Origin of the sequence: Shewanella sp. S1-58-MNA-CIBAN-0166 (assembly GCF_040310085.1) — a bacterium.
Lineage (GTDB): Bacteria > Pseudomonadota > Gammaproteobacteria > Enterobacterales > Shewanellaceae > Shewanella.
The window spans coordinates 1-14,651 of the sequence record NZ_JBEOPN010000030.1 but is presented as its reverse complement, the minus strand read 5'-3'; the positions used below and the strand labels follow the sequence as shown (position 1 = coordinate 14,651).

Here is a 14,651-nt window from a genome sequence, read left to right as displayed (position 1 = left end):
TAAAAATAACAATAATAATCACAGCAGCCGGTAATGTAGGCTGCTGATAATTTTGTAATAATTGGGGATAGTATTATGGAAAGGATTTGGTTAGAAAAGAGTTATCCGCCTGGGGTTGAGTTTGAAATCGATCCAGATAAATACAACTCATTGGCAGATTTGTTTTTAAAATATACCAAGTTATATGCCACGAATACGGCATTTATCAACATGGATGTTAGCATTACTTATACGCAGCTTGCCCAGCAAGCAACTGACTTTGCAACCTATTTACAGCAAGACTTAGGTTTAGTGAAAGGCGATAAGTTTGCCATCATGATCCCCAATACACTGCAATATCCGATCGCATTATTTGGTGCACTTATTGCGGGATTAACCGTAGTGAATGTCAATCCACTCTATACCGCCCGTGAGTTAGAACATCAATTAAAAGACTCAGGCACGAAAGGCATATTAATTTTAGAAAACTTTGCTCATGTATTACAGGCCGTCATTGATAAAACCGATGTTAAACATGTTATCACCACTGGGGTGGGTGACCGATTAGGTCTTATTAAAGGCGCATTAGTCAACGGCGCTATTAAGCACGTGAAGAAATTGGTGCCAGCGTTCGATTTACCCAATGCGGTTAAATTTAATGACGCCATGGCAAAAGGCAGTAAAAAAACCTTTATACCAGTTGACGTTATCGGTTCTGACTTAGCCTTTTTGCAATATACTGGCGGCACTACAGGTCCATCAAAAGGCGCCATGCTAACTCATCGTAATATGGTTGCTAACCTTGAACAGTCAAATGCGGTTACCAAAAACGTCTATGAAATTGGTAAAGAGCTGATTATTACCGCATTACCGCTTTATCATATCTACGCGTTAACTTCTAATTGCTTAGCCTTTTTACCTTTTGGCGGCACCAACTTATTAATCACCAATCCAAGAGACATGGCCGGCTTTGTCAAAGAACTGGCTAAATATCGCTTTACTGTGATTACAGGTGTAAACACCTTGTTTAACGGATTATTGAATACTCCAGGATTTGATCAACTCGATTTCAGTGCATTAAAGATGGGCTTTGGTGGCGGAATGTCAGTTCAGCGACCAGTTGCAGAACATTGGGAGCGAGTCACTAAAAGCCGTTTACTTGAAGGCTATGGTTTAACGGAATGTGCACCTTTAGTGACAATGAGCCCTTATAACCAAAAAAGCTATAATGGCTCGATTGGTTTACCGGCATCATCAACCGATATTCGTTTAGTCGGTGCAGATGGTGAAGATGTGGCATTAGGTGAACCAGGTGAGATGTGGGTTAAAGGCCCACAAGTGATGAAGGGATATTACAATCGCCAAAAAGCCACTGACGAAGTGTTAATCGATGGTTGGCTAGCCACCGGTGACATTGCCACCATGGACGAGAATGGTTTCTTTAAGATTGTGGATCGCAAAAAAGACATGATTAACGTGTCTGGTTTTAACGTGTTCCCTAACGAAATTGAAGAAGTAATTGTGTCGCACGAAGGGGTATTGGAAGCTGCCGCTGTGGGCGTGTCTTGCGACATTACTGGCGAGCGCGTCAAAGTGTACATTGTGCGTAAGGACCCAACATTAACAGAACAAGATATTTTTGATCACTGCAATAAAATGCTCACTAACTATAAACGCCCTAAAATCATTGAGTTTATGAATGAATTGCCTAAAAGCAATGTCGGTAAAGTATTGCGTAAAGATCTTCGTAATCAGTCACAAGCGTAAAATAACAAGAGCTGCTGTCAGCATGTATTGCGACAGTCCAATAATAAGAGTCATATGTTAGAAATATACGCTGGTGAAACGGCTTTAAAATCGATACAACAACAGGGTTTTTCTCCAGATTTATTCAGTTCTTTCCTTGGTGCCAGTGGTGGGCCTAAATGGTTCACCTTGCTGGGGTTAGACAAATACCTTTTTGGGGAATTCTTTAAAGGCAGACAACAACCTTTAAACCTTATTGGTTCAAGTGCCGGCGCTTTTCGCGCCGCGTGCTTTGCCCAAAATAACCCTGTCGCGGCGATAGAACGCTTAGCCAAAAATTACAGTGAAACCGTTTATTCTAATGACACTAAACCGCAACCGGATGAAATTACAGCTAAAGCAGTTGAATTACTCGATGAGTTATTTGGTGACAGCGGTGCAGATGAGATTATCAATAACAAAGTCTTTAAAGCCCATTTTATTGTGGCTAAATGCAAAGGGCTGGTTGCGTCAGAAAATAAACTGCTGCAAGGGGCTGGCTTATTGAACAGTTTTGTCAGAAATTCCATCAGCAGACCTCTGCTTAACAGTCAGTACGAACGCTACATCTTTCAACATGGTCAAAGCGATTTGGCGATTTATGATCCTGACAATATCGCCACAACATCTATGGCATTAAGCCAGCGTAATATCAAAGCATCGCTATTAGCGTCTGGCTCGATTCCTATGGTGATGCAAGGCATAAAAGACATTGCAGATTGCCCTCAAGGTATGTATCGCGATGGCGGAATTATTGACTATCATTTTGATTTTAATATTCAAAATGAAGGCTTAACTCTGTATCCACATTTCAGCTCGACATTAAAGCCGGGTTGGTTTGATAAAAACCTGTCTCGCAAAGTGCGTTTACAACACTACGACAAAACTGTGCTCCTGTGTCCATCCGCTGAATTTGTCGCATCACTGCCGTTTAGCAAAATCCCCGACCGTAGTGATTTTGTCGAAATGAAACCGACGCAGCGCTTAGAGTATTGGCAGCAGGTGTTTGTGGAAAGTGAAACGCTAGCCGAGCATTTTAAGCATTTTTATCAACAGCAAAATATTCACAGCATTAAAAGTATTGAGCAGTTACTGGCTTAACGGCAATAAGATTTCATTTTTGGATATCAATTAAAAACGCGTCATTACTATGTTGACGTTAACTCATTAAAAAAGGATTTGAACATGACCACATACAAAGCAATTAACTTAATCGCCCGTCCAACCGGTGGCCCAGTCGGTCCTGAATTATTCGAAGTGGTCCAAAAAGACATGCCGAAAGTGGCACAAGGGCAATTTTTGGTAAAACAGAATCATATGTCACTGGATCCTGCCATGTTTGGTTGGATGAGCGCAGACACCGAAAGCTATATTCCACCAGTTGAGTTAGGTGATGTGATGCGCAGTTCTGGCATTGGTGAGATTGTTGAAAGCAATCACCCAGATTTTAACATGGGCGACCGTGTAATGGGCATGATGGGCTGGCAAGAATACTTTTTAAGTAACGGTGCAGGGTTAAATAAAGTCACCGCGCCATTACCAGACGAAGCTATTTTATCGGTATTCGCCTTGCCTGGCTTAACTGCAACCCAAGGACTTTTCAACGTAGGTAAACCACAAAAAGGTGAAACTATTGTGGTTTCTGGCGCGGCAGGTTCTGTTGGCTCTATTGTGGGGCAGCTTGCTAAAGCAGACGGACTAAGAGTGATTGGCGTTGTCGGCAGTGACGAAAAAGCAGATTGGATCGTAAATGAGCTTGGTTTTGACGGCGCAGTTAATTACAAAACCGATGATATTGCAGCAAAGCTTGCCGAGTTAACACCTGATGGCGTTGATGTGTATTTTGAAAATACTGGCGGCCCAATTCAGCATCATGTGTTTGCCAGAATGAATGCCCATGGGCGTATTGTGGTGTGCGGCATGATTGCGGACTACCCGAAAGAGGTACCTGATTTAGGCCCTAATTGGATCCAAGTGATTAAAAAGCGCTTGATTATCCAAGGTTTCACTATGCCAGATCATTTCGGTGATGTGCCCGCATTGCTCGAAAAATTAACCCCTTATGTGATGAAAGGGCAAATTAAGCATCGTGCCCACGTATTAAATGGACTTGAGTCTGCAATGACTGGATTGAATTTGTTTTTTACTGGTAAAAACAAAGGCAAGTTAATCGTCAAACTGTAAGTGTTATGGCTATCAGCAATCGATAAGCCTTAGTTATTAATGGGGCATAACGGAGCTTAGCCACCACATAACCTCGCCAAATAAACCTAATAGCACCGTCAGCATTGTGTTATTAGGTGCGTTATTAGGTGTGTTATTAGCTGAGTTATTAGGTGAGTTATTAGGTGAGTTAACGTTGGCAGTTCAGTTACATTCACATTCATTTTCCAAGTCAGGCGATATATATGAGCGACATAAAAACCCATTATAGAAATTGCAATATTTGTGAAGCCATGTGTGGCTTGGAAATAAAATATCAAGACAAACAAATTTTGTCGATCAAAGGCGATCAGCTGGATCCATTCAGCCAAGGTTACAACTGCCCTAAAGCATTGGCGCTGGAAGATTTTTATACGGATAAAGATCGCTTAAAAACCCCAATCAAACGTACCGATTCAGGTTGGCAAGCCATTAGTTGGGATGACGCATTTAGTGAAATCACCGCTAAGTTCAAAAGTATTCAACAGCAACATGGCAAAAATGCATTAGCAGTTTATTTAGGTAACCCTAACGCCCATAGCTTAGGCAATGCATTAGTGCTTAAACCTTTTATGAAGTCACTAGGTACGGTCAATCGCTTTAGCTCAGCTTCGGCTGATCAATTACCCCATCATGTAGCGTCTAACTTTATGTTTGGTGCAGGTATGCTAATTCCGGTACCGGATATTGATAGAACTGACTTTATGTTGATCATTGGCGCGAATCCGGTGGTATCGAACGGCAGCATGATGACCGCGCCAAACGTCATTGGGCGAATGAAAGCGATTCAAAAGCGTGGCGGCAAAATTGTTGTAGTCGATCCGCGCAAAACCCGCACCGCTAACATTGCTGACCAGCACCTATTTATTCGACCTGAAAAAGATGCCCTGTTGTTACTGGCATTAATTCACTGTGTGTTTGCCAATGATAAGGTCAATTTACGCCATTTAGAGAACATGGTTGAAGGATTGGACGATGTAGCTAAGCTTGCCAAAGGCTATTCGCCAGAAGCGGTAGCAGAGTTTGTCGGTATTGATGCCGCTAGTATTCGTACGCTTGCAGATGACATGACGGCGGCCGAATCTGCGGTCTGTTATAGCCGCATGGGCGCCTCGACTCAAACGTTCGGTGGCTTATGTTTATGGCTCACCAATGTACTCAATATTATTACTGGCAACTTTGACCGTGCCGGTGGGGCCATGTTTCCACAACCTGCGTTTGATTTATTACGTAATCATAAACGAGGCCATAAAAGCTCATTTGGTCAGCATCACACTCGTGTTCGTCAATTGCCATTCTTTAATGGCGAATTCCCGGTGGCAACCTTAGCAGAAGAAATACAAACCGAGGGTGAAGGGCAGATTAAAAGCCTCATTACCGTCGCGGGCAATCCTGTATTGTCAGCGCCCAGTGGTCATAAATTGGCACAAGCCTTTGCTGGGCTTGTATACATGGTGTCGGTAGATATCTATTTAAATGAAACTACCAAATACGCAGACATTATTTTACCGGGCACTACAGGAGTCGAGAACTCCCACTTTGATATTTTCTTTAATTCATTTTCGGTGCGAAACACGGTGAAATACTCAGCACCATTATTTGAAAAACTGCCAGAACAACGCAGCGATTGGCAAATTCTAAAAGAGATTTCAGCCAGAATGCTAAACCTGCCTGCCGATGACCCAATGCAAAAAGTCACCCCAGAGATGATACTGGACATGGAACTCAAAAATGGTCCGTATGGTGAACAAGGCATCAGCTTGCAAAAGTTAATAGACAATCCGCATGGTATCGACCTTGGCCCGTTAATGCCCTGTATTGAACAACGCATTAAAACCGCAGACGGTAAGGTTAATTTATTCCCACAAGTGTACCTTGGTGACTTACCACGTTTAGACGCGATGATGACACCAACTGCACGCGACAAGGCTTATCCATTTGATTTAATCGGTCGTCGTTTAGTGAAAAGTCATAACACCTGGACACAAAACTCCGAGCGCTTAACTAAAGGTAAAAATCCTTGCACTTTAGAAGTGCATTCTGAAGATGCTAAACAGCTTGGGATAACACTGGGGCAAATCGTGTCTGTTCGTTCAGCCGTTGGCCAAATTGAAATCGAAGTTGTTATTACTGACGATATTCAACAAGGTGTTGTGAGTATGCCGCAAGGGTGGGGCCATAATCAGCAAGGCACTAACATGTCAGTGGCATCTGCGCAGCCAGGCGTGAGCATTAATGATTTAACGGATGCCGCTAGAGTTGATATGCTAACAGGAAATGCAGCATTCAATGGCACGCCGGTTGCCATTAACGTGGCTTAAAGCCAGATATATGCCCAAACAAATACATGAAAAAGCTTTGCTACGGCAAAATGACATAAATGAAAAGGTTGACCATGTTTAAAAGTACACAGAACTACATTGCCTCAAACGAGCTTACTTTAGCGGTAAATGCCGCTATTGCTTTAGAAAAACCGTTATTAATTAAGGGCGAACCGGGCACGGGTAAAACCCAGTTAGCAGAAGAACTTGCTCGTTCTCTTAATTGTAAACTGTATCAATGGCACATTAAGTCGACCACCAAGGCGCAACAAGGTTTATACGAATATGATGCTGTGTCCCGTCTACGTGACAGTCAGTTAGGTGATGCGCGTGTACATGACATCGGTAACTACATCGTTAAAGGTAAGCTATGGCATGCGTTTGAAGAAGAACAAAGACCGATATTACTGATTGATGAAATTGATAAAGCGGACATAGAGTTTCCTAACGACTTGCTACAAGAACTCGATAAAATGGAGTTTTATGTGTACGAAACTCAACAGGTTATCAAAGCTAAACAACGTCCCATTATCATCATTACCTCTAACAACGAAAAAGAGCTACCAGATGCGTTTTTAAGACGGTGCTTTTTCCATTACATTAAATTTCCCACCAAAGATGAAATGGCAAAAATTATCGACGTGCATCATCCTAATGTTAAGCAAGACTTGTTACAGCAAGCATTAGAGGTGTTTTTCGATTTACGAGACGTCAACGGTATTAAGAAAAAACCCTCAACATCTGAATTGATCGATTGGCTTAAGTTATTAATATCGGATGATATTTCTCAAAGCACTTTGCTGAATAAACAATCAGACATCATTCCTTTGTTTGGCGCATTGCTTAAAAATGAACAAGACGTTTCATTGATTGAAAAGCTTGCTTTTATGAGCCGTAGAAACAGGTAGTGCATCGTGTTTATTGATTTTTTTCTGATCCTAAAAAAGCACAAAGTGCCTTGTAGCTTACGTGAGCTATTAGATTTGATTGCGTTACTAAAAGCTGGGGTGGTGTTTGCCGATGTGGAAGAGTTTTATAACCTTGCCAAAATTGTCATGGTTAAAGATGAAATCCACTACGACAAGTACGATAACGCCTTTGCTGAGTATTTTAAAGGCATCGAAAGTATTGATGTATTTGATAAAATTTTGCCCGAAGATTGGCTAAGAAAGGAGTTTGAAAAGCACCTTTCTCAAGAAGAAAAAGACAAGCTTAAATCTTTAGGCGGGCTTGAAGAATTAATGAAGGCGTTAAAAGAACGTCTAGAAGAACAGAAAAAACGTCATGCGGGCGGCAATAAATGGGTTGGTACAGGCGGCACATCTCCGTTTGGTGCTTATGGCTATAACCCTGAAGGGATTAGAGTCGGCCAAGATAAAAACCGTAATAACAGTGCCGTGAAAGTGTGGGATAAGCGCGAGTTTAAAAACTTCGACCAAGACCGTGAACTGGGTACTCGAAATATTAAATTGGCACTTAAAAAACTCAGAAAATTTGCCCGCACTGGGGCCAGTGAAAAACTCGATATTAATACCACTATCAGTTCAACCGCCAAGAACGGCGGAATGTTAGATGTTCACATGGAACCGGAACGTCACAATGCCGTTAAAGTGTTGATGTTTTTCGATATTGGCGGTTCGATGGATGATTATATTCATACATGTGAAGAGCTTTTTTCTGCGGCGCACAGTGAGTTTAAGCATTTAAAATTCTTTTATTTTCATAACTGTGTGTACGAAAATCTCTGGCAAGATAATAACCGCCGCTTTGATAAAGTGATTAATTTAGAAGAGATCATCAGAACATTTGGTGCCGATTATAAAGTCATTTTTGTCGGTGATGCGACCATGGGGCCTTACGAGATTATCGCTAAAGGCGGCAGTGTTGAACATTGGAATGAAAAGCCCGGCATTGAATACATGAATCGATTGCTGGGGCATTTCAATAAAGTGGCATGGCTTAATCCACAACCGGAAAATCGCTGGCCAATACATCATTCTATTTCCATTATTCAACAGTTGCTGAACAATAAAATGTATCCATTAACGGTTGATGGAATAGGACGGGCGATTAAGGATCTGAGTTAATGTCAGTTCGTTGCATGCAATGAACTGACGCCGTTACGTCAACATTCAAGGTTCAGTGACAGTCAGCAATGTGGCTTATTTAGCGCGAGGTTACATTACTCAGACAATATTGATAGAAAACACAATAAGGAAGGGAATTAATATGGATTTTTTACGCACCGACGACAGTTGTTTCGCCAATTTACCTGATTACCATTTTACTGCGAATTACTTAACCGTTGATGACACTGAGGGTGGTGAACTGAGAGTCCATTATCTTGATGAAGGCCCTAAGGATGCCGCACCAATATTATTATTACATGGTGAGCCGACCTGGAGCTTTTTGTACCGCAAAATGATCCCCATTCTTGTTAAAGCCGGTCATCGTGTTATTGCTCCTGATCTTATTGGTTTTGGTCGCTCAGATAAACCGACAAACCGTAACGATTATACTTATCAACGTCATGTCGATTGGATTAAATCACTGATGCTGCAACTTAATCTCACTAACATTACCTTGGTTTGTCAGGATTGGGGCGGATTAATCGGTTTACGTTTAGCCGCCGAAGAAAGCGAGCGATTTGCACGGGTTGTTTGTGCCAACACCATGTTACCCACTGGTGACCATGAGCCAGGTGAAGCATTTAAAAAATGGCGTCAGTTCTCACAAGACGTTGAGATATTCCCAACGGGCAACTTAATTAACAGCGCTTGTGTATCGACTTTACGTGCTGAGGTTATTGCTGCGTACGATGCGCCGTTTCCAGATGAGCGCTACAAAGAGGGCGCGCGTCAATTCCCATTATTAGTGCCAATAACGCCTGACGATCCTGCTGCAGATAAAAACCGCGCCGCGTGGAAAGTATTGTGCCAATGGCAAAAGCCTTTTTTAACCGCGTTTAGCGATTCAGATCCGATTACTGCGGGTGGCGATGCCTTGATGCAAAAACTCATTCCAGGAACAAAAGGGCAAAAGCACACCACTATCGTCGCTGCAGGGCACTTTTTGCAAGAGGACAAGGGCGAAGTATTGGCCGACGTTGTAGTCAACTTTATTGCTGATAATCGTTAAGGGTCTATTCAACATTAATGATTAAGCCGTGCTGAGTGACAATATTAGGATTCGTTTAATAGTGAATAAAGGATAACCATGCTGTATCAAGGAGTGTCACTCATGTTAGCCCCGTTGTTGGTGTTTCAGGGGCTTAAGGTTCGCCGCACTACGCCAAGATTACCGGAACCCGAGGGCGAGCGTGTCGGGCAAACTGGGCCCAATCCTACGTTGAGTTTGCTTATTCTGGGCGACTCAGCGGCGGCTGGCGTTGGAGTGGCATTTCAACAGCATGCTTTGTTAGGGCAGGTTATTGAGCAATTAAGTCCTCAACTTGAGTTTAGTTATGGCTTATTTGCTAAAACAGGCTCGACTACATATACCACCTTACAAGCCTTACAACAGCATATTGATAACGCACATCCCATACTCGGGCAAACGCATTATGATGTCATCGTGACATCGTTAGGGGTGAATGACATTACCTCATCAATCAGTTGCGAGAAGTGGTTGCTGCAACAAAAAACGTTATTTGAACTGATTACAAAGCGATACAGGCCCAAATTGATATTGGTCACAGCGTTACCGCCTTTGGGGCTATTTCCTGCATTGCCACATCCACTTCGTTGGAGTTTAGGCCAGCGAGCAAATCAATTTAATCGCCAATTACAGCGATTACTTATTAAATTAAATCAACAAGTCGACCAACCGACAGATTTCAGATTAATTAAATTGCCACTGGAAAACCCACAACCTGACATCACTATGCTGGAGTTTATGCGCCAAGTGATGGCTACCGATGGGTTTCACCCAGGTGCACCGATTTATAATGCATGGGCAAAGTTAGTGGTAGAAAAAATAGTTGGTGGTATTAAATCTGCAGCTATTGAATAAAATAGGTATTTTCTCATGTGTTGCTGCCTATTATGAGTCGGATATATGGCCTGCGGCCACTAACGTCGTGGCGCTTCACCCACACCAGACCAAGAGGAAACCAACGGCTGTTCCCTCTTTACTCTTTATAAAAGAATGGGCCCAGCCGCCCCGCAACATTTTCTCTATTTACAAAACAACAGCTGCGAAAAGGTCGCGAGGGAAGCTAATCAACCTTTTGGCCTCGTTTGAATCCTGCTTCGGTCCATCTTGTAATAAAGAGTGAAAATGCTAACGCTTCCGATGGGAATCTGATGTGAATGGATTCACGAATGTCGTGATGGCAAGGTCAATGATGTTCCCGACATCATAATGACATTCCCCATATCCATATGGGTCAGATGCCAAAGAACGACCTGTACCGCGAAAGCTAAGCTCACATCTGATAGGCAGGATGCCTGAATGCCTTGTAGCACATGGTCAATGATGTTCCCTACATCCTAATGACATTTCCAATATCCTTATCGGTCAGATGTGCGAGAAAGGCCATGTGAGCATCACGCATTCTTGTATAAAGAGTCTTCAACGTCCTCAAGTTCATAGTTAAACCCGTCCATTTTAAATTATGGCCGGCTGACTAATTTATGCCCCATTCCTTGCTAGGGATGCCAATTCGTCAATTTCAACTTACTGAATAATTTTCAGTCTATTCGGGTAATAAAGGTTTGCTCGTCATCCACAAAAGCTACAAAGCCGCCGTGATAGATAAATACCCGACCATGCCCTTCAACTAAGAAGGCAAGCTGTGGGTCCAAATCTTCTTCGTTACCCTGTCTTTGATATATACCGATATCGGTGATTACGCCGCTGAGAGTAGGCAAATATCTATAAGTTCGCTTTGCCTGATCAACCAGGTTCAATTCGCTGGCGGTAGAGAAGCAAGAGGGTATCGTACCTGCTTCTTCGATAAACATAGTTTTCAGTTCTTCAAAAGCTGTGATCACTAGCCAGTCGATGCCGTTAACATGATGGATAAACATTGAGTTTCTCGGTAATTCTGATGCGGAGATTTTAACATTATCAGGGGCAGAACATAGTAGAGATTTAGTAATTCTGTGCAATTTACGGTCATTCACTAGGCCACCTTGAAACACGTCTTTGCCCCAAAGTTTGTTTAAAATATGAACTTGTGGCCACATCATCCCAGACGAAAAATACTAAAAAGTCCATAATTTTCGATGGGGATCGTACTGCTTAACACTTCATCAGTATCTGGCTTATAAATATCGGATAAGTATCCTGTGTAAGCCATATTTCCCACCTTTATGTTGTGTGTACTGTATACAAAAACAGTTGTAATGGTTTTTTAGTGTTTTTTAAGTTAAATCGGCTAATAAGTAAACTAAAGTAGTACGATAAATAATTTGTATATTTTGTAATACATTGAAATAAAAGTGTTTTTATTTCCTGTTGAATATTGAGTCCACTTTTAACGCGCTACCTCGCTTTTATTTGTCAGTGGCGTTAAATAAAACTGCTTTACATCAAGAAGATAGTAAATGTAGGATGATATTAATCAATAACTTAAAAGGGCGACTTTAATTTTTTTTGCCCTTCAATAAGCTGTTAGCATACCCAAAGGTTCAGCATGCACTTTGAAATCAGCAAAGAAGAAAAAAAATTATTGCTATCTTTGAGCCTCGGTATCGAAAAGATAAAAATATACAAGAGTGGCTTATATCCATCGGTAGTGTCATTTATATTAATAAATGGAAAGACAGTAACTATTCGAATAAAGGAAGAGTATGTAGCACATTGGTTTGAAGTTTTCCCTATAACCGTTTCAGAACAAAATTTATCTGTATCTCCTGAAATTGAATTAGATGGTTCAGATTTTTCACCTGAGTTAGGTGTAAATATATTGAGTAAATCAGAATGGACTGTTGCTGCCAATGCAGAAGTTAAATCTAAAATGGTTGGTGAAACTTTAGGTGCAATGGTACAAAGTGAGGGGTTAGCTTCAGAAATACCTTCTAATGCAAATAATCAAGCTACCTTGCATGCAGGAATTGAAATCACTAAAAAATCAGGCATGCCGTTTATTGTTGCAAGTTCAATGTTTCCTTATGCATTATATATCTCGGATTGTTCCTTTTCAGAGCAAATCGATGAAGCAATCTATGATCGTGCTCAGGTATGCTAACAAGCAATTCAACAGGACTTGTAATGGTCTAATGAAACTGTAGAGATTTATAGCTTAAAATAAGCAAAATCTTAAAGGTATTTATCATGATTAGAAAAACGAAAATCACTGTCAGCTCTCTTCAAAAATTAGAATATGCCAAGCTGATGGTCGAACAGGGTTACACGAACAAGCAAATTGAAGATATGTCAGGTGCGGGTAAATCTGCGGTGTCTCGATGGAAAGTGCAGTACCAAGCTGAATTAGCCGGTAAAACACCAGAAAATGCCAAAGCATTAACTGAAGAACAACGAAGAATTCAACTGCTAGAAGCCCAACTAAAACAAGCAATGAGGGATAATGATATCTTAAAAAAGGCTGCAGCTTTCTTCATTCGAGACAATCAAAACTTAAAATGATGCGCGAAGTAAAGAAAGCAAACCCAGGCTTTAGAATGAGTGAGTTGTGCCGCGTATTCGAGATCAGTTGCAGTAGTTTTTATTACAAACCGATACCACAAAGCGTTGAAAAACAGACTCTGATACAATTTGTAGAGCAAGCCTTCTCTGATTCAAATGCGACGTATGGCAAACGTCGAATACATGCAGACTTATTAGATTTAGAGTGTAAAGTCGGGGTTTACGCCATTGCTACAGTAATGAAAAATTTGGGATTAAAAGCGATTAGGCCAAAGAAAAAGCATTACTATCCTAACACTGGTGACGAACATGTTTACGCACCCAATTTGCTTAAACGGCAGTTTAACCCTACGACTTATAACACTCATTGGGTGGGTGACATTACCTACATAAAATCACACCAAGGATGGAGTTATTTAGCCTGCGTACTTGATTTAGGAACGAAAGAAATCGTTGGGTATGCCTTATCAAGCCAACCCAATGCCGCGTTAGCGACAGCGGCATTAAATAACGCGATACAACGTCAGAGGCCAAATACACAGGAGTTGATGTTTCACTCAGACCAGGGTTGCCAGTACTCTGCTAACGTGTTCAGAGAAAAGCTAAAGCACTTAGGCATTGAACAAAGTATGAGTCGTAGAGGAAATTGTTGGGATAATGCCGTGATGGAACGATTCTTTAGGAGTTTAAAGACTGAAAGATTGAACCATTTAGCCTTTATCAATCACAGTTCTGTAGTCAGTGTGGTTGAGCAATATATCCAGTTCTACAATTACAAACGCAGACATTCAGCAATAGATTATAAGACGCCACATCAAAAATATAATGAGTTAAAAAAAGCGGCTTAAAATCTCTCCAGAAATACTTGACCATTACACTTTATACCTTCTTCTGAAGCAGAGAAGCTTGGGCTTGCTATCGAGACGCTAGGCAAACTCCCAATTAATGGATTACGTCATAAATCAGAGAATGGAACGTGCGGTTGGTATATTTGGTGCGGTGAAGAAATGAGCCAAGAAACTGAATTTTTCAAACCGCTACACGTGAGCCATATAAAAGAATACTTACCAGAAATAGAACAATATTTAGCATTACCCCCAGGGTATAGATTTTTAATAGCTGATGATTATGAGGATGTATGGCATGACTCATCGCTCACCAACATGTAACAAGTGCATGTTGCATCAGCCACTTCGTGGCTTGGACAGTTTTTACGCTCGTTCCTCGTTACAAAACTGCCGTAAATGCAGGCGTTAGTACGATAAATGACGAATCGAGAAATTATCACACTCATGCACAAACTATCACACGGCAGAATAGGGCCTTGTGGTAATTGGGTGCGGGTTTTTAATGATAGTGAAGAACTGGACGAGATGAAGTTTAGTAAACTCTTTGAAGATACCATTCAATCCGACATCGTTGTGATATATCAAAGTTCAATCAATGTCACTGAAGCGAAAGCTTCTGAAGCTTTCGAAATAGTAGCCCAGTTTGTAAAGCACGGTGTAGTTAAAATAGCAGACGTAAGGTTTACGTCTCAGATTGAAATAGACCCATTAGGCGTTGGTGCAGCATATCGTACTAACAAGTAAATTATGTTCGCCCAGCAAGCTGGGCCGGGACGCGCAAACAGCACGCGGCCCATATTTAAAGCGTTAGCTTTAAAGGAGGGCTTCGAGCTCATGGATAGAAAAACAATATTGGCAACCGTCTTAGCTTTGCTACTGTCAGCCTGCAATTCCACACCTACAAGTAATGTCACAAACTATGAGA

The 14,651-nt window shown here is 41.5% G+C and carries 13 protein-coding genes; 12 read left to right on the top strand and 1 reads right to left on the bottom strand.

The window, feature by feature from the left end:
- Positions 1–75 precede the first annotated feature (75 nt).
- The 8 genes from AAEY99_RS16655 (at position 76) to AAEY99_RS16620 (ending at position 10,298) form a co-directional block, all read left to right on the top strand.
- Complete coding sequence (locus AAEY99_RS16655) at positions 76–1,746, top strand: AMP-binding protein (RefSeq protein ID WP_101087180.1); 1,671 nt, start codon at positions 76–78, stop codon at positions 1,744–1,746.
- A gap of 54 nt (positions 1,747–1,800) precedes the next feature.
- Positions 1,801–2,865 (top strand): patatin-like phospholipase family protein, encoded by a 1,065-nt coding sequence (locus AAEY99_RS16650; RefSeq protein ID WP_351011267.1) that lies wholly within the window; start codon positions 1,801–1,803, stop codon positions 2,863–2,865.
- Between the two features lie 84 nt (positions 2,866–2,949).
- Positions 2,950–3,948 (top strand): NADP-dependent oxidoreductase, encoded by a 999-nt coding sequence (locus AAEY99_RS16645; protein ID WP_351011266.1) that lies wholly within the window; start codon positions 2,950–2,952, stop codon positions 3,946–3,948.
- Positions 3,949–4,172: 224 nt separating this feature from the next.
- Complete coding sequence (locus AAEY99_RS16640; RefSeq protein ID WP_351011264.1) at positions 4,173–6,287, top strand: molybdopterin-dependent oxidoreductase; 2,115 nt, start codon at positions 4,173–4,175, stop codon at positions 6,285–6,287.
- Between the two features lie 74 nt (positions 6,288–6,361).
- Positions 6,362–7,195, top strand: coding sequence for an AAA family ATPase (locus AAEY99_RS16635; protein WP_101087184.1), 834 nt, complete (start codon positions 6,362–6,364; stop codon positions 7,193–7,195).
- Between the two features lie 6 nt (positions 7,196–7,201).
- A complete protein-coding gene (locus tag AAEY99_RS16630) occupies positions 7,202–8,374 on the top strand; it encodes a vWA domain-containing protein (RefSeq protein WP_351011263.1) in 1,173 nt (390 codons plus the stop codon).
- A gap of 142 nt (positions 8,375–8,516) precedes the next feature.
- Entirely contained in the window at positions 8,517–9,425 is a 909-nt protein-coding gene (locus AAEY99_RS16625) for a haloalkane dehalogenase (protein WP_351011261.1), read from the top strand.
- A 102-nt stretch (positions 9,426–9,527) separates the two neighbouring features.
- On the top strand, positions 9,528–10,298 hold the full coding sequence (locus tag AAEY99_RS16620; protein WP_351011259.1) for an SGNH/GDSL hydrolase family protein: 771 nt from the start codon (positions 9,528–9,530) through the stop codon (positions 10,296–10,298).
- Between the two features lie 680 nt (positions 10,299–10,978).
- Here the strand turns inward: AAEY99_RS16620 and AAEY99_RS16615 are convergent.
- Positions 10,979–11,317 (bottom strand): cytosolic protein, encoded by a 339-nt coding sequence (locus AAEY99_RS16615; RefSeq protein WP_351011300.1) that lies wholly within the window; start codon positions 11,315–11,317, stop codon positions 10,979–10,981.
- A 608-nt stretch (positions 11,318–11,925) separates the two neighbouring features.
- Here AAEY99_RS16615 and AAEY99_RS16610 point away from each other — a divergent pair.
- The 4 genes from AAEY99_RS16610 to AAEY99_RS16595 all read left to right on the top strand — a co-directional run bounded on the left by AAEY99_RS16610 (position 11,926) and on the right by AAEY99_RS16595 (position 14,470).
- A complete protein-coding gene (locus tag AAEY99_RS16610; RefSeq protein ID WP_351011258.1) occupies positions 11,926–12,480 on the top strand; it encodes a hypothetical protein in 555 nt (184 codons plus the stop codon).
- An 86-nt stretch (positions 12,481–12,566) separates the two neighbouring features.
- Positions 12,567–13,726 (top strand): IS3 family transposase gene (locus AAEY99_RS16605; protein WP_502959507.1). Its coding sequence is split into 2 segments (ribosomal slippage): positions 12,567–12,840 and positions 12,840–13,726, totalling 1,161 coding nucleotides; the frame shifts between segments, so codons are not numbered across the junction.
- 33 nt (positions 13,727–13,759) lie between these two features.
- Positions 13,760–14,047, top strand: coding sequence for an immunity protein Imm33 domain-containing protein (locus AAEY99_RS21820; RefSeq protein WP_502959508.1), 288 nt, complete (start codon positions 13,760–13,762; stop codon positions 14,045–14,047).
- Between the two features lie 123 nt (positions 14,048–14,170).
- Entirely contained in the window at positions 14,171–14,470 is a 300-nt protein-coding gene (locus AAEY99_RS16595; protein WP_259397274.1) for a hypothetical protein, read from the top strand.
- Positions 14,471–14,651: the final 181 nt, after the last annotated feature.

Bases quoted from the DNA above. Each gene is read 5' to 3' on its own strand.
- AAEY99_RS16655 (WP_101087180.1), top strand. From the start codon at position 76: ATGGAAAGGATTTGGTTAGAAAAGAGTTATCCGCCTGGGGTTGAGTTT.
- AAEY99_RS16650 (WP_351011267.1), top strand. From the start codon at position 1,801: ATGTTAGAAATATACGCTGGTGAAACGGCTTTAAAATCGATACAACAA.
- AAEY99_RS16645 (WP_351011266.1), top strand. From the start codon at position 2,950: ATGACCACATACAAAGCAATTAACTTAATCGCCCGTCCAACCGGTGGC.
- AAEY99_RS16640 (WP_351011264.1), top strand. From the start codon at position 4,173: ATGAGCGACATAAAAACCCATTATAGAAATTGCAATATTTGTGAAGCC.
- AAEY99_RS16635 (WP_101087184.1), top strand. From the start codon at position 6,362: ATGTTTAAAAGTACACAGAACTACATTGCCTCAAACGAGCTTACTTTA.
- AAEY99_RS16625 (WP_351011261.1), top strand. From the start codon at position 8,517: ATGGATTTTTTACGCACCGACGACAGTTGTTTCGCCAATTTACCTGAT.
- AAEY99_RS16620 (WP_351011259.1), top strand. From the start codon at position 9,528: ATGTTAGCCCCGTTGTTGGTGTTTCAGGGGCTTAAGGTTCGCCGCACT.
- AAEY99_RS16615 (WP_351011300.1), bottom strand. From the start codon at position 11,317: ATGTTTATCCATCATGTTAACGGCATCGACTGGCTAGTGATCACAGCT.
- AAEY99_RS16610 (WP_351011258.1), top strand. From the start codon at position 11,926: ATGCACTTTGAAATCAGCAAAGAAGAAAAAAAATTATTGCTATCTTTG.
- AAEY99_RS16595 (WP_259397274.1), top strand. From the start codon at position 14,171: ATGCACAAACTATCACACGGCAGAATAGGGCCTTGTGGTAATTGGGTG.